This is a genomic window from Pseudomonas sp. FW305-3-2-15-E-TSA4 (genome assembly GCF_058787295.1).
In genome coordinates this window covers 282,921-305,886 of sequence record NZ_JBYSZP010000007.1, presented here as the reverse complement: position 1 = coordinate 305,886, position 22,966 = coordinate 282,921, and the positions used below count along the sequence as shown (strand labels likewise).

The 22,966-nt window shown below is 56.7% G+C and carries 17 protein-coding genes and 1 pseudogene; 4 read left to right on the top strand and 14 right to left on the bottom strand.

What is annotated here, in order from left to right; genetic code table 11:
* The first annotated feature begins 229 nt into the window (after positions 1-229).
* The 3 genes from AC3WMV_RS12480 (at position 230) to AC3WMV_RS12470 (ending at position 4,724) form a co-directional block, all read left to right on the top strand.
* The gene (locus tag AC3WMV_RS12480; protein ID WP_007962352.1) at positions 230-1,159 is read left to right on the top strand and encodes a hydrogen peroxide-inducible genes activator; all 930 of its coding nucleotides are present in this window, start codon (positions 230-232) and stop codon (positions 1,157-1,159) included.
* A gap of 9 nt (positions 1,160-1,168) precedes the next feature.
* The gene (gene recG / locus AC3WMV_RS12475) at positions 1,169-3,244 is read left to right on the top strand and encodes an ATP-dependent DNA helicase RecG (RefSeq protein ID WP_103369795.1); all 2,076 of its coding nucleotides are present in this window, start codon (positions 1,169-1,171) and stop codon (positions 3,242-3,244) included.
* A 79-nt stretch (positions 3,245-3,323) separates the two neighbouring features.
* Entirely contained in the window at positions 3,324-4,724 is a 1,401-nt protein-coding gene (locus AC3WMV_RS12470) for an aminoacyl-tRNA deacylase and HDOD domain-containing protein (RefSeq protein ID WP_007962347.1), read from the top strand.
* A 300-nt stretch (positions 4,725-5,024) separates the two neighbouring features.
* Here AC3WMV_RS12470 and AC3WMV_RS12465 read toward each other — a convergent pair whose 3' ends face one another.
* Complete coding sequence (locus AC3WMV_RS12465; protein ID WP_103369794.1) at positions 5,025-5,408, bottom strand: helicase; 384 nt, start codon at positions 5,406-5,408, stop codon at positions 5,025-5,027.
* Between the two features lie 518 nt (positions 5,409-5,926).
* Between AC3WMV_RS12465 and AC3WMV_RS12460 the strand changes: the two genes are divergently transcribed.
* Positions 5,927-6,298 (top strand): DUF6124 family protein, encoded by a 372-nt coding sequence (locus AC3WMV_RS12460; protein WP_027610398.1) that lies wholly within the window; start codon positions 5,927-5,929, stop codon positions 6,296-6,298.
* A 500-nt stretch (positions 6,299-6,798) separates the two neighbouring features.
* Here AC3WMV_RS12460 and AC3WMV_RS12455 read toward each other — a convergent pair whose 3' ends face one another.
* From AC3WMV_RS12455 to AC3WMV_RS12395, 13 genes and pseudogenes are all read right to left on the bottom strand, one after another.
* Entirely contained in the window at positions 6,799-7,398 is a 600-nt protein-coding gene (locus AC3WMV_RS12455; RefSeq protein WP_103369793.1) for a lysozyme inhibitor LprI family protein, read from the bottom strand.
* Positions 7,395-8,480 carry a tetratricopeptide repeat protein gene (locus AC3WMV_RS12450; RefSeq protein WP_103369792.1) on the bottom strand — a complete coding sequence of 362 codons (1,086 nt, stop codon included), beginning with the start codon at positions 8,478-8,480 and terminating at the stop codon, positions 7,395-7,397. Before AC3WMV_RS12450 ends, AC3WMV_RS12455 begins: the two co-directional genes overlap by 4 nt.
* A gap of 60 nt (positions 8,481-8,540) precedes the next feature.
* Positions 8,541-9,298, bottom strand: a pseudogene (locus tag AC3WMV_RS12445) (lysozyme inhibitor LprI family protein).
* Positions 9,299-9,300: 2 nt separating this feature from the next.
* Entirely contained in the window at positions 9,301-10,164 is an 864-nt protein-coding gene (locus AC3WMV_RS12440) for a tetratricopeptide repeat protein (RefSeq protein WP_103369791.1), read from the bottom strand.
* A gap of 4 nt (positions 10,165-10,168) precedes the next feature.
* Positions 10,169-10,624: a hypothetical protein gene (locus AC3WMV_RS12435; RefSeq protein WP_409077733.1), complete on the bottom strand. Its 456-nt coding sequence runs from the start codon at positions 10,622-10,624 to the stop codon at positions 10,169-10,171.
* Positions 10,625-10,692: 68 nt separating this feature from the next.
* Positions 10,693-13,143 carry a PEP-utilizing enzyme gene (locus AC3WMV_RS12430; RefSeq protein WP_103369789.1) on the bottom strand — a complete coding sequence of 817 codons (2,451 nt, stop codon included), beginning with the start codon at positions 13,141-13,143 and terminating at the stop codon, positions 10,693-10,695.
* 9 nt (positions 13,144-13,152) lie between these two features.
* On the bottom strand, positions 13,153-14,547 hold the full coding sequence (locus tag AC3WMV_RS12425) for a TIGR01777 family oxidoreductase (protein WP_103369788.1): 1,395 nt from the start codon (positions 14,545-14,547) through the stop codon (positions 13,153-13,155).
* A gap of 67 nt (positions 14,548-14,614) precedes the next feature.
* Positions 14,615-15,976, bottom strand: coding sequence for a lysozyme inhibitor LprI family protein (locus tag AC3WMV_RS12420; RefSeq protein ID WP_103368536.1), 1,362 nt, complete (start codon positions 15,974-15,976; stop codon positions 14,615-14,617).
* 20 nt (positions 15,977-15,996) lie between these two features.
* Entirely contained in the window at positions 15,997-16,440 is a 444-nt protein-coding gene (locus AC3WMV_RS12415; RefSeq protein ID WP_310650495.1) for an XAC2610-related protein, read from the bottom strand.
* Between the two features lie 147 nt (positions 16,441-16,587).
* Positions 16,588-17,151 (bottom strand): hypothetical protein, encoded by a 564-nt coding sequence (locus tag AC3WMV_RS12410; RefSeq protein ID WP_256584950.1) that lies wholly within the window; start codon positions 17,149-17,151, stop codon positions 16,588-16,590.
* Between the two features lie 4 nt (positions 17,152-17,155).
* A complete protein-coding gene (locus tag AC3WMV_RS12405) occupies positions 17,156-19,861 on the bottom strand; it encodes a glycoside hydrolase family 24 protein (RefSeq protein ID WP_146038498.1) in 2,706 nt (901 codons plus the stop codon).
* A 16-nt stretch (positions 19,862-19,877) separates the two neighbouring features.
* Complete coding sequence (locus AC3WMV_RS12400) at positions 19,878-20,897, bottom strand: tetratricopeptide repeat protein (RefSeq protein WP_178085251.1); 1,020 nt, start codon at positions 20,895-20,897, stop codon at positions 19,878-19,880.
* 5 nt (positions 20,898-20,902) lie between these two features.
* Entirely contained in the window at positions 20,903-22,939 is a 2,037-nt protein-coding gene (locus AC3WMV_RS12395; RefSeq protein WP_103368530.1) for a type VI secretion system Vgr family protein, read from the bottom strand.
* Positions 22,940-22,966: the final 27 nt, after the last annotated feature.

Sequence of the window (22,966 nt, the reverse complement as noted above, 5' to 3'; positions counted from 1 at the left end):
CGAATGCGGTGTGTCAGATACATGGATGTCGACTGACACGACGCTTTCGCGAGCAAGCCCGCTCCCACAGGGTCGACAGTGAGATCGAAAAGGCACCGAAAGGTGCCTTTTGCCTATCTGGCAACGGCAAACTCACATTGCCCGGTGTCGCATTCCTCACTCAGTCTGATAACGTGCGTCTATCGATTGCAGCCGTTATGCTTGGCCCGCAACTTCATGGACGCTTGCTATGACCCTCACAGAATTACGCTACATCGTTACCCTCGCCCAAGAGCAGCACTTCGGCCACGCCGCCGAGCGTTGCCACGTCAGTCAGCCGACCCTGTCGGTGGGCGTGAAAAAACTTGAAGACGAACTCGGTGTGCTGATTTTCGAGCGCAGTAAAAGCGCCGTTCGCCTGACTCCGGTCGGCGAAGGCATTGTCGCCCAGGCGCAGAAAGTCCTGGAGCAGGCCCAAGGCATCCGTGAACTGGCCCAGGCCGGCAAGAACCAGCTGACCGCCCCGCTGAAAGTCGGCGCGATCTACACCGTCGGGCCGTACCTGTTCCCGCACCTGATTCCACAACTGCACCGGGTCGCCCCGCAGATGCCGTTGTACATCGAAGAAAACTTCACCCACGTGCTGCGCGACAAACTGCGCAACGGCGAACTCGACGCGATCATCATCGCCCTGCCGTTCAACGAAGCCGACGTGCTGACCCTGCCGCTGTACGACGAGCCGTTCTACGTCTTGATGCCAGCCCAGCACCCGTGGACGCAAAAAGAATCCATCGACCCGGGCCTGCTCAACGACAAGAGCCTGCTCCTGCTCGGCGAAGGCCACTGCTTCCGCGATCAGGTGCTTGAGGCCTGCCCGACCCTGACCAAGGGCAACGATGGCGCCAAGCACACCACAGTGGAATCCAGCTCGCTGGAGACCATCCGCCACATGGTCGCCTCCGGCCTGGGGATCTCGATCCTGCCGTTGTCGGCTGTCGACAGCCATCACTACGCCCCGGGCGTGATCGAAGTACGCCCGCTGTCGGCGCCGGTGCCATTCCGCACCGTGGCGATTGCCTGGCGCGCGAGCTTCCCGCGGCCGAAAGCCATCGAGATCCTCGCCGACTCTGTTCGCCTGTGCTCGGTGGCCAAGCCCGCCGCACCGGTCACGGCCGGTTAAGCCAGGGTCATGACCGAGCTGTCGCAAGTGTCGGTGACGGCACTCAAGGGTGTCGGCGAAGCCATGGCCGAGAAACTGGCCAAGGTCGGCCTGGAGAATCTCCAGGACGTGCTGTTTCACCTGCCGCTGCGTTATCAGGATCGCACCCGCGTGGTGCCGATCGGCCACTTGCGCCCGGGCCAGGACGCCGTGGTCGAAGGCACCGTCAGCGGTGCCGACGTGGTCATGGGCCGGCGTCGCAGCCTCGTCGTGCGCATGCAGGACGGCACCGGCGGACTGAGTCTGCGCTTCTACCATTTCAGCAACGCGCAGAAAGAAGGCCTCAAGCGCGGCACACGGATTCGCTGCTACGGCGAAGTGCGCCCCGGCGCCTCGGGGCTGGAAATCTACCACCCGGAATACCGCGCCATCACCGGTGACGAACCGCCGCCCGTGGATGAAACCCTGACCCCGGTCTACCCGCTCACCGAAGGCCTGACCCAACAGCGCCTGCGCCAGTTGTGCATGCAGACCCTGACGCTGCTCAAGCCGAACACCCTGCCCGACTGGCTGCCGACCGAACTGGCCCGCGACTACCAACTGGCGCCGTTGGCCGACGCGATCCGCTACCTGCACAACCCGCCCGCCGATGCCGATGTCGATGAGCTGGCCCTCGGTCATCACTGGGCCCAGCATCGGCTGGCCTTCGAAGAGCTGCTGACCCATCAACTGTCGCAACAACGTCTGCGCGAGAGCATGCGTTCCCTGCGCGCGCCAGCGATGCCGAAGGCGAAAAAGCTGCCGCCGAAATACCTGGCCAACCTCGGTTTCAACCCGACCGGCGCCCAGCAACGCGTCGGCAACGAAATCGCCTACGACCTCAGCCAGCACGAACCGATGCTGCGGCTGATTCAGGGCGACGTTGGTGCGGGCAAAACCGTGGTTGCCGCCCTCGCGGCGCTGCAAGCGCTGGAGGCCGGTTATCAGGTCGCACTGATGGCGCCGACCGAGATCCTCGCCGAGCAACACTTCATCACCTTCAAGCGCTGGCTCGAACCGCTGGGCATCGACGTCGCGTGGCTGGCCGGCAAGCTCAAGGGCAAGAATCGCGTCACCGCGCTGGAACAAATCGCCAGCGGCACGCCGATGGTGGTCGGCACTCACGCGCTGTTTCAGGATGAAGTGCAGTTCAAGAATCTGGCGCTGGTGATCATCGACGAACAACACCGCTTTGGCGTGCAGCAGCGTCTGGCGCTGCGGCAGAAAGGCGTCGGCGGGCGCATGTGTCCGCACCAACTGATCATGACCGCCACGCCGATCCCGCGCACGCTGGCGATGAGCGCCTACGCCGACCTCGACACCTCAATCCTCGACGAACTGCCGCCCGGTCGCACCCCGGTTAACACCGTGCTGGTCACCGACACCCGCCGCGTCGAAGTCATCGAACGGGTGCGCAGCGCCTGCGCCGAAGGGCGTCAGGCCTATTGGGTGTGCACGCTGATCGAAGAGTCGGAAGAGCTGACCTGTCAGGCCGCCGAAACCACGTTCGAAGACCTCACCGCCGCCCTCGGCGAGCTGAAAGTCGGGCTGATCCACGGGCGCATGAAGCCCGCCGAAAAAGCGGCGGTCATGGCCGAATTCAAGGCCGGTAACCTGCAACTGCTGGTCGCCACCACCGTGATCGAAGTCGGCGTCGACGTGCCCAACGCCAGCCTGATGATCATCGAAAACCCTGAGCGCCTCGGCCTCGCGCAGTTGCACCAATTGCGCGGCCGCGTCGGCCGGGGCAGCGCGGTCAGCCATTGCGTGCTGCTCTACCATCCGCCGCTGTCGCAGATAGGCCGCCAGCGCCTGGGCATCATGCGCGAGACTAACGACGGTTTCGTCATCGCTGAAAAAGACCTCGAACTGCGCGGCCCCGGCGAAATGCTCGGCACCCGTCAGACCGGCCTGCTGCAATTCAAGGTCGCCGACCTGATGCGCGACGCAGACTTGCTGCCCGCCGTGCGCGATGCCGCGCAAGCGCTGCTGGAACGCTGGCCGACTCACGTCAGCCCATTGCTCGACCGTTGGTTGCGCCACGGGCAGCAATACGGCCAAGTGTGAGCACCGTCGCAGTTTGTGCAGGATCGTTCCTACAGAGCTGGTTATACTCCTGCCATTGTTTCAAAAACGGATACAGACCATGACTGACGCAGCTCTCGCCCCTGAACTTCCGCACGCGCCGTCTGTAATTCGGCTGCTGCTCGGCAAGCTGGGGATCGCCTACGAAGAAGTGCTCGACCACCACGGCCTCAACGCTTCGCGCAAGGTACAAGCCGTGTTGCTGGACGATGCCGTCGGCGCGCTGATGGTGCTGTTTCCGCAGAGCCAGTTGCTCGACCTCAATCGCCTCGCCGAACTCACTGGACGACGCCTGACCGCCGTGTCCACCGAGCGCCTGGAAAAGATGCTCGGCAAACACAGCCTGAGCCTGCTGCCAGGCCTGCCGGCGCTGACCAGTTCGCCGTGCCTCTACGAAGAAAGCCTGCTGCGCGAGCCGAAGCTGCTGATCAACTCCGGCGAGCCGGGCGTGCTGCTGGAGATCACCAGCGAAGCCTTCAAGACCATGCTGACCAAGGCCAGCGCCGCCAACTTCGGCGAAGCCCTGAGCAGCATCCGCCCGAACCTCGACCGCCCGGACGATGACCGCGAGGAAATCACCCAGGCAGTGCAAGCGTTCACTGCACGCCGGATTCAGCAGCGTCTGGAAGCGACCATCGAGATTCCGCCGCTGGCCGAGACGGCGCAAAAAATCATCAAATTGCGCGTCGACCCCAACGCCACCATCGACGACATCACCGGCGTGGTCGAAACCGACCCGGCGCTGGCTGCACAAGTGGTGAGCTGGGCGGCGTCGCCGTACTACGCCTCGCCGGGCAAGATCCGCTCGGTGGAAGACGCGATCGTTCGCGTGCTCGGTTTCGATCTGGTGATCAACCTCGCCCTGGGCCTGGCCCTCGGCAAGACCCTGAGCCTGCCGAAAGACCACCCGCAACACACCACGCCGTACTGGCAGCAATCGATCTACACCGCCGCCGTCATCGAAGGCCTGACCCGCGCCATGCCGCGCGCCCAGCGCCCGGAAGCCGGCCTGACCTACCTCGCCGGTCTGCTGCACAACTTCGGTTACCTGCTGCTGGCCCACGTGTTCCCGCCGCACTTCTCGCTGATCTGCCGCCACCTGGAGGTCAACCCGCACCTGTGCCACAGCTACATCGAGCAGCACCTGCTGGGCATCAGCCGCGAACAGATCGGCTCGTGGCTAATGCGCTACTGGGACATGCCCGATGAACTGGCCACTGCCCTGCGCTTCCAGCACGACCCAAGCTACGACGGCGCCTACGCCGAATACCCGAACCTCGTCTGCCTGGCCGTGCGCCTGCTGCGCAGCCGCGGCATCGGCTCCGGCCCCGACGAAGACATCCCCGACGCCCTGCTCGAACGCGTCGGCCTGACCCGCGACAAGGCAAATGACGTGGTCAGTAAAGTCCTCGAAGCCGAAGTCCTGCTGCGCGAACTGGCCTCGCAGTTCAGCCAGGCCTGAACCAAAACAGGCCCGCTCCCCCAAGGTTTACACAACCCCTGTGGGAGCGAGCCTGCTCGCGAAGAATTCACCACGATCCAACTGGCTCAGCGAAACCCTGTGGTGAGGGGATTTATCCCCGGCCGGCTGCGCAGCAGTCGCAAACCCAGCCAACAGTGTGTGTCAGTTATATCGAGGTCTCAGGTTTTGGGGCCGCTGCGCAGCCCATCGGGGATAAATCCCCTCGCCACGACAGCCCATCTTCTCAAGCTCTTCTACTCAAGCCCTTCTACTCAAGCCCTTCCACTCAAGCCCTTCCACTCAAGCCTTAGGCTTCGCCTTCCTCGGCTTCAAATACTTCATCAATCCCTGAAACCACATCACCAGCGCCGGATTCCCCTTCAGCTGGATCGACTTGTCCTGAATCCCCTGCATAAACGCCAGCTGCTTGTTCTTCGCCTGCATCGTGGCAAAGGCATAACCCGCATCCTTGAACGCAATCGCAAACGCCGGCTCCGCCACCACCCCAGACTTGCTGGTAATGCGCTGATCCTTCACCACGAAATGCCGCGCCACTTTCCCGTCCAGCGTCTGCAGCTGAAACACCAGATCCTTGTCACCCAACTGCTGCTGGAACGCAGGATTTGTCCGGCTGGCCTTACCCATCAACAGACCCAGCATCCACAGTAGAAAACGAAATTTCATGCGCACAGCCTCAAAAGGAAAATGAACGGCCGGGGCAGTGTAAGGGATTCAGACGATAACGCCACTATCGGCCGCTATTGGAAGATGATGCAGCCCATTTCCCGCACGATGACCGCCAAGTCACACTTCTGCACCCACCGTCCTACACCTGTTGAAACACATCCCTGTAGGAGCTGCCGAAGGCTGCGATCTTTTGACCTTCCAGCCTGCAAACCTATGGGAAATTTCCTGCAAGGCGTGGTGTTGTGCGTGAACTAGGCAGGATGATGGTTCATCGATAGCCTCAATAGGTCACCACGAATTGGTGATACGGACGTGCAAGTCCGGTGAGAGTCCACATTGGTTATGGCAATTCGCCGAGCGTTTTCCTATGCTCGCGGATCGTTATGGCTGCTGTGTATGGGAGGCCTTCGGGTCTGCCGGGTGACTCCACCGGTCTTGCACACCTATGCACAGCTGCCACCACTTTCGAAGTGCGAGCGAAACGGTGTCGGCTCCTGAAACTGGAGTAAGACCGAATGATCAAACCAACACCCAATCCCCCCGAAACCCCAGACATATCGCCCTACGAATCGCTGGAATCCAAGAAATTCCACGAAGCCGCCGAACGCGCCCTCGACCACCACTTCAAACCGCGCACCGAATCCCAACCCAAACGCGAAACTGGCCTCTTCAGCCTCACCCCCGGCACCGACGCCGAAGCCCTGATGGCCAACGCCTCCGAAGACCTCCTGTCCATCAGCGCCATCGCCTGCGACCTCGCCGACGACCTCCACGGCTCCCGCCGCTCAGTAGCACTGGCCCTGAGCAGAATGGCGGACGGGGTGCGATTGATGGTGGAAGGGACGCTCGACCATATTGAAGTGCGGAACCTGGCGGCCAAGTCGTAGCGGGATTTGCGGATGAAAAAAGGGGACTTTAAGTCCCCTTTCTCAAGTACGTGAGTCACCACTGACAGCCTGTTTCAGGCAAAGCATTCATGTTGCTATCGTGTTCGAATATGTACTTCTTTCCGGACTTACGGTTTGTGTAAACGATTCCGTAAACGAAGGGATCCTGGCTCGCCATTACATAATCACCAGTCACAAGGCCTCCCGACACCTCCTCCCACTTCGTCGTGATTTCGGGGGGCCGATTAGGGTTCGGAAACTCTTCTTCCGAGCCTCCATAGACGAGAGTAAGCGCCTCTTTCGACTTACTGTACCTAACGCTCGCAACTTGCCATTTGGCGCTCGAGTCGTGATACGTCCGCAATTCAAAATTGCTGCTCTTACCCTCTTGTGAACGGAAGCAATAGATCTCCGTTTTGACCTCGCTGTGAGCCACAAGAGGAAAGAGGAATGACAACGCAACAGATAACATCCGGATTGATTTCAAACCGATCATTCCTTCAACGGTTCAGAGGTAACTGAAAGCGCATCCGCACGCTGCAATTCGCGAAATCCTCACGGAACAAACGCTCGCTCATTTCGCAGTGCCCATCCGCATATTGCTTCCAAAGCGGATCATCGAACTCATCCCCTCCCAGTCGCTCAATGGCGGCCGCTAAGTCTCTCTCATGATCCTTCCCCGCAATCGCAGATGCCGCCTTGTAAAAGCCATCTAGCGGTAAGCCCGTCTGCAGAGCAATCAACTCTCCCAACCGGGCATTGGTTGTTTGCACGAGACACGCGAGCCTTTCGATGGGTGCCTCTGCACCGGGCAAAGCCGACTGATAGGTATCCTCGCAAAACGACTCTTTGAAACGCACCCATTTCTTCTGCACATCGGTCAGCTGATTCTTGTCAGCAGGCGCCAAACTGACCAAAACTTTCTTATATTGCTCATTCAACACTGCATCGACTTTCTCGAAAGTCTGCTGACCACAAATGATCAAATCGGGATTGGAAAAACTGTCGGGATTACAGACTTCCTGGGCATGCGCAGGAATCAGCAAAGCAGCAAAAAAAACACCCGCGACCGGCCTACAGAGCGCCTTGAGTTTGATCATGACCCGGATACTCCGCCACTGCGCTCAGCTACCCGAGCAGGAATTTTCAAAGCCTTTCCCGCGTCCGACATACGCGACGCATATTGCTTGTACGCCGATACCGCTCGCTCTTTATCGTTCATAGCCCAATAGCTATCTGCGAGATTCAGGTAAGCCACCGTCCGCGCTGGGTTGTGTGCAATCACCGCATTCAACAGCTCAATGGACTCTGCGTAGTAACCCGCTTCGCCGAGTAAAAAACCTAAGTCGTTGGACCAGCCGGGACGCTGCGGGTAGTAGTACTTTGCGACGATATAGCTATCGGGGGGACAAGTGTCATGCGAGCCACCGCCCATCAACACGTAGCTCATCGTATCCTTGAGGGAAAACTCATCACCCTTTCTATAGGCTGCCAGCGCCATATCCAGAAGATCAGCCGAATCGACGGTCATCAATTTCTTAACACCCTCAATACGACCAACACGAGCAACCTGCAACTTCTGCAGCACTTCACGCCCATCGAAAGAAGCGAGAGTGATTGGGCCCAATGTCTGCACCGGCAACTCCACTACGCTGACGAGCGATCGATCACATGAGTCGTTATTCGCCACTTCTAGCAGAGCTTTCAGCTCAAACTGCTTCGAGCTTCTATTGAAGGCGAACAACAGGTTGAAGTTATAAACCGCGTTGTCTTCCTCACTGGTTACCAGCGCTATGTAATCCCCAGCCTCAACGAACGGCTGCTTGACGACAGCTTCCTCAGCCTGCGGATCAATGACAGTCATGACGCCAGGGCGACCTTTGAGTACATGGACGCTGAAGACACCCTGAAGCGCAGACGAGTACTGACTCTTGATCAGAGGCAGCGCCTTCGACGTATCGAGCAAGATGTTCTCATCACGTGCCTGTACCGGCGCAATCAACAACCGGTTGGAGACCTCGTCCGCTTCGCCCGCCAGCACAAAGACGTTTTGCCGAGATTCATCGCCTAATAAGTTTGCCGGGATTTCCTTGAGAACTTGGGGCGCAGCAAGCGCGGGAGAACCCGGTACAGCGACACAACAAGTTAGAGCGCAGAGAACGCTCTGCAATACGCGTTTCACTTTCTTCAATCCTTGATTCAATCAAATGATGTCCAAATACGCCCAATAGATCTTGCCCGTTTAAGCACCGGGCTCAAACGAACCGCATTTCAGTTCTTTGATTTGCTCATTCTGAATCGGAATCACACAGGCAAGGCGCCTCTCTCCAAGTCCACGAAGCTCCGTCAAACTGAGCGTCACGTGCAACCCATCTTCGGCAAACGCATGATCCTCAAACCCGGCATCGGCATAGTCCGTCCAAAATGCCTTGCCTTCGAGACTGCAGAACCGCTTGGAGGACAGCACTCTCCAACCGCCATTGGGCGCCAATATCTGGACTGTCAGGCAAGGGCTGCCAAAGGTGCTGACATAGCGCGCGACGACATCCCCAAATCGATGGGCGTCGGTTCTGGACACTTTGTTGAGATCGACCACATTACCCGGCTCATCAGCGACGATCGTGTCCAGATAAGCCGCACGTTCCAGACTCATTCTGGCCACGCAGTTGTTGATAGTCGTGACATGCGCTGCCACCCCAGGCTCGATTTCCGTGGCTTCAAGCGGGCATGTGGTGTCGCGTAGCTTGATCCAGGCGCGCTGGGATTCTCTGGCCATGGCGACCAGCGCCTTACCCTGCTCAGGGTCGCGCCGCTGTTGAGCCTCAAACCGTCCCAGCAGTTTCTTGTAGCTGGCATTGAGTTGCGTGTCGGCTTCCTTGCGGGCTGCCTCCACACACCGATCGACCTGGGCGCTAACGGTGATTTCTTTGCAGTCGTCCTCGGCATCGCAAAAGAGGCAAACAGGCATCCAAAGGACAACGCGATAAAACGCACAAACATGTTCAGTTTTTCATTCCCTGAATTGCGGATCGCTCAACTACGCGTCGAGGTATTTTCTGCGCCCTGCCGTCGGCACTCATCGCGTCGCGGTACTGGATGTAATAGCGCTGCGCTTCATCTTTGCGATCAAGGCGCCAGAGCGAGTCGGCAATGTTCAACATCAGTACCGTGCGTTTACCAACGGCTTCAACGCCGCGATAAAACTTCAGCGCCAGCTTATCGTTACCGCCCTCGGCCAAGTAGAAAGCCAAGTCGTTAAAAGCTTGAACATTGCGCGCCGGTGGGTGACAAGCCATATAGGACTCTGGACTTATAGTGCGAAGATTGAATGCGAGTTCTTCCACGCGAGATTGCGGCATCTCAATATTTGAGACCTGCTTCAATAAGTCCTTTGGAGACGGCGTCTGCATGACGAGGTCAGGCGCATCCTCTTCCCCAGAAATCCACCGATTGCCCTCCCACTTGCCGTCGCAAAACCTGGCTACGTGCTGACTGAGCACACAACCGGTCTCCATTGAAATGACCCCGCAACCAGTTTCCTCTGTGGAGATTTCTTCACCCTCTTGGCCAATGACAACGCCATACAGAGTCTGAAGGAGGAGCAATGTTTTCTTGTCAGGGCTTAGCCAGACCTGATGCGTTTCAGTGCCCACCTCGGGTACGTAGAGGGGAAACGTTTTTCCATTGGCGGTAAACGAGGCGACCGCCGACTCTGGAGCAGGCCTGCCCCATGTCTTGTCCTTCAGCGTCACTAAATGCTCGCCAACCCCCACAATCTGAATATTTTCAGACAAGGCATTGGCTGAAGCTGACAGGCTCATGACAATCATCAACCACTTAAGGCTGCCCGCGAGAGGACGGTTCATCCACTCACTCCTCATCCATCGGCGACGATTCCACGTCGGTCATGCTCAGCAGCCGAAATTCATTGTTCACAAATTCGTAGTAACGGTCCCGGTTACCACTTTCCAACGCATTTCCCTGCGCATCTTCTTCGCCGTCGAGCGTGATGCCGGAGACGATGATCAAGCGGCTGTCGGGCTGGTAAACCATGCCGAACGTGCCGCCGTCGTAAGCATTCGGCAGACCGCCAACCACCTCACCGGTCTGGGCGTCCAGCACCTCACCGCAAATGGCACTTCCGCCACAACCGAGTCTGTGCAGGATGTAATGGCCGGCGAAGTTGACCTTGCCTTGCAGGGCTTGTGCCCGCGCTTGGTCCATCATTGGGCTGCTGTTTTCTTGCGGCACCAGCTTATGGTTGGGGCCGGTGAAAACTGGTGTGACGGTGTAATCCTTGAAAGTTGGGTCGGCAGCGAATGCCATGGCGGTTGAAATTGCCAAGAGACTGCCCGCTACCAGTGACAGCCAGTTCATACGCAACAATAGTGTTTTCACTTCCTATCCTTCGAATTGATCAATTGCAACTCACCATCTCGATACAACACCTCACACCCCACCCACGCAGGGTCCACCTGCGGCATTACCGCCGACGGCTTGCGCAATTCCCGCAACAACGTCGAGCCATGGGACAACCGCCCGCCCATACGCGCAATCACCGCTCGTGCTGCTTGATAGTGCGCATGCCGCCCCGGATCGAGGGTGTCCTCCAACAAGATGTCCTCGCCGAGAATGCCTTGCACTTGTCCCGGATAAATCATGAACCCGGTCGCCTGCTCCGCACCTTCGCGACCGTCCTGCCAGAAGCTGCCGTCGCGGGTGCGCACGTCGGGATGCGGCGCGAACCAATGTTCGCGATCCGCCATGGGCATGGCGTGGTGAAGACGGAAGAAGATGCGCATCAGGTTGTCGCGATACCACTCGCGTACTTGCAGGTAGTAGCCGCGCAGGCCCGGCAGGCCGGTCGAATGCGCGAGGCGGATCAGCCCGGACCATTGCGGGAATGGCTGTAGCGGCAGTTCGCTCGACGCGGGTCGCGGGGTGGCTGGGTCGGTTTCCCACGGCAGTCGATGAGGACTGTTTTCCAGATTGTCGTACGCGGTCGGCGGGCGGCCCAGCCAGTCGCCGCCACTGCTGGCCAGCGCCGTGGCGATGCACAGATTGCCTTGCACCACGAACACGTAGAACCGGGTGAACCAGTCTGCCAATTGCTGGCCGTTGGCACTTTGCGCGACCAGTTCGGCCAGCTCCAGATCGAAGCGCTGCAAACCGTTTTCAAGGTTCAGCAAATGGCTCCGAGCCTTGCGTTGCATACGCAAAAACAGCGGCAACGAACGCAGCATTTTGAGCAGTTGCCACGGCAGATGCGGGGTCGCGCCACCGACTTCACCCGCGTAGTTGCTGGCGCTGATGCCCCAGTCGGCAAGTCGGGCGAGAAACAGATCATTGTTGATGTAGGACGCGCCGCCGAACACAGCAGTGAACGGCTCGTTGTCCTGCAGCACCCGCGCATCCCAACGCGCCATGATCGCCGGAATACTCGTTGCCGCGCGGCGCTGGGCGTACTCGACCAGCACGCTCGGTTGCGGCGGCAGAATCTCCGCAATGTTGGCGGCGGTCAGGTGCCGGCGCCAGCCGTAATCGCTGATCGGCCGGTATTGCAGGAGCCAGAGTTGCGAGCCGTCCCAGGCCCATTCGACGTCGCCGGGCACGTAGTGGAACACGCGCAACACGTCTTGCAGAAAGCGCCAGAGCCGGTCTTCGGTCAAGCCGTGGGACGGCATGAACGTGCCGCTGCGCCACGCATCACCTAGTCGCGAAAGCGTTGCTCGTGAGGGGCTGACGTGACCGTCGGCCAGCGATTCGAGATGACCTTCAACCCATTCGAGTTCTACCGAGAGATGTCGCACGAAAGCGATCCCGGACAATACCGGGGTGATGAAGCGCTGGACCACCACTTCCTCGACACCTTCAGCAGTCAATTCGGCGATGCGTTTGGGCACATTGGCGGTCGGCTCGCGCAGATAGGTTGTGCTCAAACCGGCATTTGCCGAATCGGCCTGATCCTCGCCATAACTGGAGGAGCGCACCGCCCAGGTCACGTCGGGTTGGGCAGCGAGAAATGCTGGCAGACGCGGATCATTGCAATCGTTGAGCGTCAGCGCCGCCGGCACCGCTTGCCGCGCCAGTTCAGCCAGGCGCAAACGCCCGCCCTTGGTGTGCGCGACAAACCCGCGCTCGCCCGACTCCAGCCACTGTGCGAACTGCGCGGGCGAGTCGATCCATGGGTAATGACCCCAACCGGGTTTGAGGCTGATAGTCAGATCAGCGCGAGCGAGAATCGTCGACCACGCCGCCGCTTGCTCGATGCCGAGCACAGCGTCCTGATCGCCCCAGACCAGCTCGACCGGATCGGTGATCCACTCCAGCAGCGGCAGCGCAGTGTCGGCACGAATCAGATCCCAATGCGGAACGAACGCACGGCAGCGCGCATAGCCCGCGCCCATGCGTTGGTACTGCTCGGGCGTCCAAGTCTGGTTGGAAAACTTGCGCGCGAACAGCGTCGGTTTGTTCGAGAGCAACCAGTGAATGGTCTTGCGAATCGGCAGCGGCGACATCAGTGCAGGCAACCGCCGCTGCCACAGAAACGCACCGACCGGCGCCAACAAAACGCTGCGGGAAAAGTGCCCCGGCCGACGTTGCAACGCATGCAACACCAGCAACGCATTGACCCCGACCGCCATGATCGCGCTGCCCTGTTCCGTCATCGCCAGCAAAGTCTGCGCGTAGTCCGCCAGATCCTCGCAGGGTGGCTGCGGATTAGCGCCGAAACCCGGCAACTCCAGCGGCACCAAGTCGTAGCGCTGAAAGTGTGGCAGCGCGTCGTCCCACCAATCGGCAGCGCTGCCGTTGCCGGCCAGCAGGTACATCAAGGGCTTGCTCATGGACGATCCTCAGGTCAGATCGCGTAGAGCGGCGTCGAGGGTTGGATAACGGAATGTGTAGCCGGCCTCGGTCAAACGCTGCGGCACCACGCGCTGACCGTCAAAAAACAACTGCGCCATCTCCCCTGCCAGCGCACGTACTGGCGCGGCTGGAATGTGGAACCACACCGGACGCTTGAGGACCTTGCCGGCCTGCTCGGCGAACGCTGCCTGACTGACCGTTTCCGGCGCCACCATGTTGTAGGTGCCGCGCAGACTGTCGTCATTGAAAGCCCTTGCGATCACCTGAAGCACATCATCGCGATGCACCCAACTCATGATCTGCCGACCATCGCCCATGCGCCCGCCGAAGCCCAAGCGGAACGGCAGCAGCAACGGCGTCAACGCGCCGCCCGGGCCGAAGACCACGCCGAGGCGTAGCACCACCTGACGCACGCCAAACTCAGTGGCCGGTTGCGCGGCGGCTTCCCAACGCGCGCAGAGTTCGGCCATGAAACCGTCGCCCTTGCTGGCGTGTTCGTCGAGGTTTTCGCTGGCATCGCGCACGCCGTAGAAACCGATGGCCGAGGCTTGAATCCACAGTGCTGGTTTGTGCTCGGTGTTCTTCAACCAAGTCATCAACGCTTCGGTGGTGCCGACTCGGCTGGCGAGTAGTTGCGCCTGACGCTTGGGACTCCAGCGTGGGCCGGCGACGGGTGCGCCGGCGAGATTGATCACTACGTCGAAGGTTTCGTCGTGGCTGAGTTCGCCGAGGGAATACACACAGCGGACGCGGCCGTTGAACAAGGTGGCGGCGCTCAACGGATCACGCGTTAGAACGCTAATTGAATGACCGGCGTCGAGTAACTGGTGGACTAAAGCTTCACCTATAAACCCTGTGCCGCCGGTGATCAGTACGCGCTTGAAAGCGCTGCCAACAAACGGGTTGGATGTGCTCGGAGTCTTTACTGAAGGGGATTTTCGGCGGTCATGGCGATATAGCCAAACCAGCGGCGGCAACAACACCAGCAACGCAAAACCATCGAGCCACAGGTGCGACCAGACCTGTTGTTGCGCTGAAAGCCACATGTCCTGCGGCGCCCATAACAGGATGCCCGCGATCAACCAACCCCAGACTGCCGGGGCTTTCAAGCGATTGCCCAAGTGCACCAGAGCGAGCATGTACAGCGAATAGCTTTGCAGCGTCGCGCCGAAAAGCGCGAGCCACCAGACTTGTTGTTCGTGGCCGGCCGCAGGTACCGCATCGGCGCCCCAGAATGCGAGTTCCAGGGTGTGCAGATAGCCGTCAAGTAATCCGGAATGCTCGGCCCAGGTCAGGGTGAGGCCGGCGAGAATGTGCACGATTGAGGCGGCGTATAGCCAGAGTACTAACGCGGGGCGAAGGGAGATCGAGGGGGCTGGCATTCCGTGTCCTGAGCGCATTCCTTGGGGGTGGGGAGTTTAAAGGAAATGCGTGGGGTTTCGGGGGTTGTCAGTAGCAGTAGCTGGGTTGGATTGGTGTGGAGGAGTTTTTCTTCAAGTGTTCCAAACCGAAACGGGCGCCATCACTACCCTTCGCGAGGGCCATTTGGTAACAGGCCATGGCTCGAGATGGATCTTTGGTACCCCATTCGCCGCTAGCGAAGGTAGATCCCAACTTGCTGATCGCGTTGGCATTGCCCATTTTTACGGCGCCCATCAGTGCTTGCTCTGCAAGCGCAGGATTTTTGCAGGGACCGTCGGATGTTAGTTCGTTGACATCGCAGTAAAACTCGGAAAGTCCCATCGCACCGTTCGGCAAAGTCGTGGCCGCTGCTTTGAATAGTGACTCCAAAGTATCCGTTGGCACCTGCGGCGCCATGCCCGAGAGGCTCAAAATAGCGGCTTTATAACTGGCAAGTGGGTCTCCGGAGTGTGCTGCACATAACAAGTTTTCCAGCGTGGCCTCATACAACTCAACGGTGCGAGGCTGGTCTTCCGGTGCACCCAATGCTTCGAACGCCTCGGCACGCTGGAAACAGAGACTTTCTTCCTTGCTCATAGTCGGCGTACTCGCCGCGAGCAGGTCTTTCTCGCGAATAGACCAGTCTTCAACGCCTTCAAGCACCCAGCACGCCTGACGGGAAAAATTGAAGACTTTGACGTTGCTCCAGCCGGCGCGTCGATCCACAACAGTTGAGTGGCTGTCGTCGTATTCCCAAATCACAACACCCGGCGTTTTGCGAGATTCAATAGATGCCATCAACGGATAGGCCAATCCGGCGCCCTTCTCGCCCGTGGTCACAGGCTCGAAACGTCCCGGCTCGGCTTTTGGCTTTAACACCATCGACTTGACGGTAAACGCGGTGAGCCGGCGCTGTGCTTCGATATCGGCAGAAAACACTGCCAGGAAGGGTAAGAAATCCTCGGATGGGCAAGCATTACTGGCGCTGACTTTTTCGGATAACTGCGCCGACTGTGCCGGCACAATCTTGTCCAGATACGCCGAGCGCTCGCGGCTCATTCTGGCGATGCACGAGTTAACAGCGAACACATGCGCAGGCATCCCCGTCTCGATCTCGAATGCTTCCAAAGGGCAGTTCGCATCGCGTAATTTCAGCCACGCACGTTGCGACTCTTTGACCTTCGCCGCGTACTCTGCACCCAACGCCGGATCTGCTCGATAGTCAGATTCAAGTCGCGCCATCAACTGCTTGTAGCTAACGTTCAACTGCGCATCGGCAGCCTTCTTCGCCGCCTCCGAGCAGGGCACCATTTCCAGGCTTGAGGTGACATGACTGCAGTCATCCTGCGCGTAGACTGCTGAAACCGGCAGCAGCAGAGTGGCCAGCAGGGTAAAAACAAAACGTTTCACTGTGTTCATCCTTGAGTCATTCAGGCTTTGCGTTTGGTGATTCGGGTGATGCATTGCTTGGGTATGTTCATTTCCCAGTAGGTGCTGAGCAACGCTTCGCGTTTTTTGTCGACGCGCAAGTTAACGAAGCCATCGCCGCAGTCCGGCTGCAACTCTTCGAAGGTGCCAGTTTTGACTTGGTAAATGAACACCAGGTAGTAGTGGTAAGTGCCCATGCCGTCATCGAGTTGCCAGACCGCGAAATCCTGGGCGTCGTCGAAATTGAAATCGTCGAACTGTATGTGGAGTTCGTTTTCGGCTTCAAAATCGATTGTTCGCGACTCGCTGTGCGTTTCGCTTTTAACCGCGATGTTCAGCTTGGAGCCTTCGAGAACCAGCGTCGCGTCGACGCCTTTGGTTGGACTGAACGTGGTGGTTTCGGCTAACGCCGGGATCGTCCACATCAGGAAAATCAGCAATAGCATGATATTTTTCAATTGCATAAACTCGCAATAATTCCACTTGCACCCACCGATGCTAAATTCAATTCATAGTTTTCATCTGCACACCTAATATACGTCACCACAGGGAGAGACACCTTTCAGTAGTCCTCCCCTGACTCCCCCAAAGCTTCAAAGGCCGGGGTAGGTTATTTTTTTTGCAAAAGAACTTTCATCCACCAAATCTTTCTTACTAACACCATACTTATTAATTAAATCGTCACGCGACCCTAACGATCCAAAAGAGCGAAACGAATTACTATAAACGTAATTCACCAACTTTCCATCCAACGAATAATAACCATGCCACTCAGGGCACGCACCACAGCCGCCGTAACCGCCGATGGAAATTAAGCTTCCCTTGCTCCCTTTAACACAAGCCATCGAAACGACCACATTAGAAAGTATCTTCACATTCGATCCGCTGCTGGTCACCTGTGATATTTTATCAACCTTCCGACGGTTCTCTTGTCCATTTATCTTGATTATCTGATCTGTACATACTGGGAGGCCACTGTGATCCTCCGACTTTGCGACGGTGTCATTTTGACAAATAGATACAAGCTCCACCTTCGATCCATCACATTCCAAGATATCTATTTTTTCAGGCAAGCTGGAATTTTGAGCAGAAGCAGCCATTGCCGAGGCACAAAAAAATGCTGCGACACCAACAAGATATTTTTTATTGAAATTCACCACATTACTCCATCAAGTCTGCAATAAAGCCGACCTTCATCGGCAGATCACTTTCACCAGCCAACTCTTGACTTACCATATTATTATACTCTGCAACGACATCCTCCAGCTTCACGGTAGGCTGACCATAAGGAGACCCTGGAAGACTCGCCCACTCTTTATTACATTTTTTAATAGCTGCCTTTATATCCCCTCTCATGATCTCTGGAAGTGCATCTCGACGATATTTCAGAATAACAACGCAGTATCTGTCTTGCATTGCAGGTGTAAAATCTGTAATACCGTGCTCTTCCCGCAGCTTAATGATACCTGGGTCATCCCAAACATATCTCATGACCTGATAGGCGCCGGCAGCAGTAGAAGAGATAACTTGACCGGTTTTCTTAACCGTCTTTTCCATAAGAAGACGAGGATGATCTGCAAACGTTTTTCCATAATCCTTAATAAAGGATTCTCCGCCAAACAGATGCTCATAACCTTCGAGCCCGATCGTTCCTTCACCAATCTTGAGCATTCTCAGGAAAGCCCGAATCCGCGCCTCCTCAATGGTCATAACATGAATTTTCTTCAAGTTATCGATAAATGCTATTGGGTGAAAGTGATAAATGGATTTCGGCAAAGCAATTTGCATTGCCCCTGCCATTTCGTCCCAAAAAACGAGCTTATCTATTCTTTCTTGTTCGAGTTTTAGTACAGTTGGGGATTCTAAAAGGATTTTTTTTAAGCGTGCCCACTTCGGTTCAGATGATTTTGCCTGCCACTCCGTAGGATGATAGGCAATAAGTTTGGTCCAGCGACTCCGTAGTTCTGCGTCTCGGAGCGCCGACTGCAACTCTTCAACAGTAACATTACCGTCCGCCACACCCTTGCTGTCGATTTCCGAGTAAATCTTCTTAAAGAAATCCGGCATCGCATCAACATCGAGAAAACCATCAGCACTTTCGTTATTCTCTTTGACAATGCTGAATCCTAGCCTTTCCCAATCATGTTGACTGATTACCGTGGCACTCTCTTTTGGCAAGAAACCTTCAAGCGAAGTAGTCTCCCCCTTTACTGAAAGCCCAAACCATTCTTTTCCGCTTGAATCTTTTGTAACTTTCACCTTACTCAAAGCTACAATTATTTTTTCCCCAAGAGGTGGCTGCTTTGGAGAAAAAGAGATTTTTCCATCCGCGTCAGTTTTTTCATATAGTACGGTGCCACTTTCAAGAACGAGATGCTGATTACCGCCTGTTAACCCTTTCGGATTTTTTATAAGGCTAGCGATATCATCACTACTGAAGACTTCAAGATGGACCTGACGCTTACTTATTTTCCCGCCACTTGGCCCCGCCAACACCTCATTCAAACCCAGGTAACCAATCGGGTCGCCAGCTTTGATTGCAATATTAGTAAGAACCACGCGATCATAATTAACAGGTATAACTGGCGCCCAATCAACAAGATGATTTGACTTATCATTCTCCACACAAGCCCAAAATGTAGATGGAACAGATCCACCTTTTTTCAATCCAGTAGGAGCGCCTGAGCTACTAGGTACAAAAGTGCACTCAGCCATTTTCAGCAGCTTACCTCTCACATCTAAATTCAGAACTTTTTCACTGTCAAACTCGATAACACTAGAAGTACACAAAACCATTTCTGAACTTATTGGGCTACCTGCTTTTGCACCGTTAACTTGTGACTCTGGCGGATTACGCAATTGCAGGCCTTTCGCGGTGACTGTAGCTCGAACCTTACCCTGCCAATATACAGGTCTCAACCTCTCAGTTTTAGACTCTGATGGGTATTGCGCAAAAGGCAGCAGATGCATATAAAGACTGAAAAAAGTCATTACATCTTCTGAAATCACACCACCTTTTTCAACAGGCCTACCAGGAAACTTATAATCATGCCTCACCAAGCAAAACGAACTTGAATAACGCAATTCGGTACTTGCGCCATCTTGCTCAAATACTGATTTTACGTAGTCTTCATTCAAACGATAGGCAACTACAACGCCGTCAGCAATACACCGAACAGGTTGGACGTCGGTGCATTGTGGCGCACTCAGCTCACTTACATGGATGCCACCATGCCAAAAACTATGCCCACCCAGCAAATAGTTTCCTGATACTTCTTTTTCAAGCACCGAATAGATTTCGTCCGAGCTCTCATATTGACTCCCATCCGCCTTTCGAATTGGAAACTGAAAAGTCATTATTGGTGCAGGGCTATTCTGTTTTGGTGCAGGAACTGGTGCGGGGGACGAAGCTTCACCTGTTCGAAACTCTTCTTTAGCCCTGAGAAACTTTGTAGGAATAGGCCAGTAGAAGGCCGGATCTTTAGTGCCAAAATAAGTAAATGATGGCCCTTTCCTCGTCTGCGCGCCGAAGAACTTTCCTGCGGTACCGGTGGGATTAACGTCAACAACAATGCCGGTATGAAATAACTTGTCCCCACCACCCAGCGGATCTTCATTAATCCAAAGAGCGATATCACCTTTCTTGACGTCTGGCGGAACAACGGTCGTGTAGTACGAGGAATCAACCATTACTCGCGTATCTTGATACGGGATTTTGTAGCCAGCCCCGGTCAGCAACAAATTAACCATGTGCGAGCAGTCGATCAACTTATTACCGGCCGCATTTGTTTTTATGCCATCGCCACCCATCTTGTACACGTAGCCACGGTTTTCGTAATTACCCGTTAAATCTAATGGTTCTGTCATTTCTGCATCCTGCAAATCAATAGCAATGGCTGGTTTCTGTGGCGTCAGCGGTTTGCGATTTCAATCTGGTTAAATTACTCAGGGCGATGGCATTTCCTTTACTGGCGGCCAAGCGATAGCAATCCAGTGCTCTGGAGGCATCCTTGGTTACCAATCTTCCGGTCTCGAACGTATCACCCAGTTTATTTTGAGCATCGGAAGAGCCCATCGATGCGGCGCGAATCAATTCCCTTTCTGCTTCTTCAGGATGCTGACAAGGACCCTCGGGGTCGGTGTCATTGCCATAACAATAGAAAGTGGACAATGCAGAAGCTCCGCTTGCCAGAGTAGTAGCGGCGGCCTTGAACAGGGCTTCGACTTTCTCTGTTTCCAATTGAGATGCCATTCCAGAAAGACTCAGACTGGCAGCACTGAGACTTGCCTGAGGATCGCCGGAAGCTGCTGCACACAGGTAGTTTTCCAATGCTGCTTCAAAGAGTTCTCCCGTCAGGGAGTATTTGTCCAGGCCACCAAGGCGCCCGTAACTTCGCGCACGCTGATAGCAAAAGTTCTCGGCGGTACTCAGGGTCGGCGTGGTCGCTTCAACAAGGTCTTTATCATTGATCGACCAGTTCTCGACGCCCTCGAGTACCCAGCATGCCTGACGAGAAAAATTGAAAATCTTGATGTTGCTGTTACCAGCTCGCTTGTCCACAACGTTGACGTGACTGTCGTCGATTGTTTCGACTTCAACCCCGTCTGTCTTGTCTGTGGCTAAAGGTGCCATCAGCGGAAACGCCAATGTGGAACTGCTGATCTCTGTCGTTTGCGGCTGAAGAGTCCCCCCCTCTCCTTCGGGTTTCAAAACCAGCGACTTGATCGTCATCGCAGTCAAACGCTGCTGGGTTTCAGCATTGGTTGAGAATGCCGGAAGAAACTGGGAAAAATCTTCCGACGGGCATTCATCCGCATAAGCGCTGCCATGAAACAGGCTCAACAGCGACGCGGTGGAAACCGCCATCGCGACGCCATTGCTCTTCTTCAAAAAACCATTCATGTCGATCACTCAGAAAACACAAAAAAAGCCTTCGGCTTAACCTTCTCAGGCACCGCATTCCCCAACGCCTGATCCATCAAACTCCCCGCCTTATCCTTATCTGCCGCCCCCGGCAGCACCGGCGGCTTAATCCCGATGCCAGTCCCACTCCCCGGCGACCCACCCGCATTAATCTTCACCACCGGCCCAACCACCGTCACCCCACCGCCATCCAGCTTGATAAAGCTCCCACCCCCGAGAATCGTCAGCTCTGTCCCCGCCTCGATAACAATCTTGTCCCCAGCCTTAAGGTGAATCTCTTTCCCCACGCTGGTCAGCTGCGCAGTCCCCAGCTTCACATGCTGGTTCTGCCCAACCGTGAGGTGATCATCCAGCTTCGCTTCAACCTTGCGGTCGGAAATCGTCGTGCGGTGTTCTTCGGCCTTCAGCTCGGTGTAGGTGTTCTTAACCACGGTGTCGTGACGTTCATTGCCGACGCGGATTTTCTGGTCGTGCTCGATGTTTTCGTCCCAATCACGCTGGGCGTGGATGTAGATCTGCTCCGCGCCTTTTTTGTCTTCGATGCGCAGTTCGTTATAACCGCCGCCGCCCGGGGAGCTGAGGGTTTTGAAGACGCTGCGGGTTTTGTTGGCCGGCAGAGCGTATGGCACCGGGTTTTCCTTGTGGTACAGGCAGCCGGTGACGAGGGGTTGGTCGGGGTCGCCTTCGAGGAAGGTGACGAGGACTTCCATGCCGACGCGCGGAATGCTGATGGCGCCGTAGCGGTCGCCGGCCCAGGAGCTGGAGACGCGCAGCCAGCAGCTGGTTTTGTCGTCGGCGAGGCCTTCGCGGTCCCAGTGGAATTGCACTTTGATGCGGCCGTATTGGTCGCAGTGGATTTCTTCCCCTTTGGGGCCGGTGACCATGGCGGTCTGGCTGCCGAGCACGCGCGGTTTCGGGTGTTCGAGGGCCGGCCGGTAGAACACGTCCCACGGGGTGGCGAGGAAGGTGTTGCGGTAGCCCTGGTGGAAGTCGTCCTTATTGTCGGTGGTGTCGCTGGTCACGCCTTCTTCGAGGACTTGCGGCTGTTTGCCTTCGTGGAAGATTTCGGTGAGCAGCCACAGGTCGTTCCACTCGCTACGCGGGTGGTCGGACAGGGCCATGAAGTAGCCGCTGACCAGTTTGGTCTGGTCGCCGCGACCCTCGGCCTGGCGGTAGTCGGCGCGGTGGCGTTCGAGGGCGCGCTGGCTGAGGAACTTGCCGCGCGCACGGTCGATGAAGCGGCCCGGGTAGTCGTAGTCTTCCAGATCCGGTTCAGTGCTCTCGCCATCCGGCTTGTAAGCCGCTTCCATCTGCAGGCGCGGTTTTTCGAAGTCGTAGTCGCGGCGCGTGGTGCGGCTGGTGCGGGTTTCCAGGCGCAGCTTGAAGCCCTTGATCACCGGTTCTTCGGCGACCATGCCACTGCCCTGTATGTAGGCGGTCGGCTGGCCGAGGTCGGGGAACACGGTCTGGTCATCACCGAACACCAGCAGGTGGGCCTTGTCGCTGTGCTGGAAGTGGTAGTGAATACCCTCCTCTTCGCAAAGGCGCTGGACGAAGTGCAGATCGGTTTCGTCGTACTGCACGCAGTAGTCGCGATCCGGGCACGGCTGGCTCAGCTGGAAGCTGTAGGCGTTGCCCTTGATCCCGTGTTCGTCGAGGATCAGCGCGATGATTTTCGGCGCCGACATCTGCTGGTAGATGCGCTGGTTGGTGCGGTGATGCAGGTATTGCAGTTGCGGCACCAGCGAGACCTTGTAGCGGGTCAGGCGCTTGCCGGCATCGCCTTGGGCCACGCGGTAGATCTGGCCGTGGATGCCCGAGCCCTGTGGATCGAACGCGAGAAACGCCTGCTTGTGCAGGAGCTTTTCCAGATCCAGATCGGGGTTTTCGCTGACCAGTTCGAGGTCGAAACGAAACGGCTGGCTGATGCCTTCAGTGCCGGTGAACGACAGCACTTGCAGGTCGCCCACGTAGTCTTCGACCTTGAGGCTGAAGTGGGTTTCGTTAGCTGGGTTGAACATAAAGCGCTCCCTGTTCGAATGTCGTCC

Excerpts from the sequence above, each read along its gene's own strand:
- AC3WMV_RS12480 (WP_007962352.1), top strand. The coding sequence starts at position 230 with ATGACCCTCACAGAATTACGCTACATCGTTACCCTCGCCCAAGAGCAG.
- recG (WP_103369795.1), top strand. The coding sequence starts at position 1,169 with ATGACCGAGCTGTCGCAAGTGTCGGTGACGGCACTCAAGGGTGTCGGC.
- AC3WMV_RS12470 (WP_007962347.1), top strand. The coding sequence starts at position 3,324 with ATGACTGACGCAGCTCTCGCCCCTGAACTTCCGCACGCGCCGTCTGTA.
- AC3WMV_RS12465 (WP_103369794.1), bottom strand. The coding sequence starts at position 5,408 with ATGAAATTTCGTTTTCTACTGTGGATGCTGGGTCTGTTGATGGGTAAG.
- AC3WMV_RS12460 (WP_027610398.1), top strand. The coding sequence starts at position 5,927 with ATGATCAAACCAACACCCAATCCCCCCGAAACCCCAGACATATCGCCC.
- AC3WMV_RS12455 (WP_103369793.1), bottom strand. The coding sequence starts at position 7,398 with ATGATCAAACTCAAGGCGCTCTGTAGGCCGGTCGCGGGTGTTTTTTTT.
- AC3WMV_RS12440 (WP_103369791.1), bottom strand. The coding sequence starts at position 10,164 with ATGAACCGTCCTCTCGCGGGCAGCCTTAAGTGGTTGATGATTGTCATG.
- AC3WMV_RS12435 (WP_409077733.1), bottom strand. The coding sequence starts at position 10,624 with ATGGCATTCGCTGCCGACCCAACTTTCAAGGATTACACCGTCACACCA.
- AC3WMV_RS12430 (WP_103369789.1), bottom strand. The coding sequence starts at position 13,143 with ATGAGCAAGCCCTTGATGTACCTGCTGGCCGGCAACGGCAGCGCTGCC.
- AC3WMV_RS12425 (WP_103369788.1), bottom strand. The coding sequence starts at position 14,547 with ATGCCAGCCCCCTCGATCTCCCTTCGCCCCGCGTTAGTACTCTGGCTA.
- AC3WMV_RS12415 (WP_310650495.1), bottom strand. The coding sequence starts at position 16,440 with ATGCTATTGCTGATTTTCCTGATGTGGACGATCCCGGCGTTAGCCGAA.
- AC3WMV_RS12405 (WP_146038498.1), bottom strand. The coding sequence starts at position 19,861 with ATGACAGAACCATTAGATTTAACGGGTAATTACGAAAACCGTGGCTAC.
- AC3WMV_RS12400 (WP_178085251.1), bottom strand. The coding sequence starts at position 20,897 with ATGAATGGTTTTTTGAAGAAGAGCAATGGCGTCGCGATGGCGGTTTCC.
- AC3WMV_RS12395 (WP_103368530.1), bottom strand. The coding sequence starts at position 22,939 with ATGTTCAACCCAGCTAACGAAACCCACTTCAGCCTCAAGGTCGAAGAC.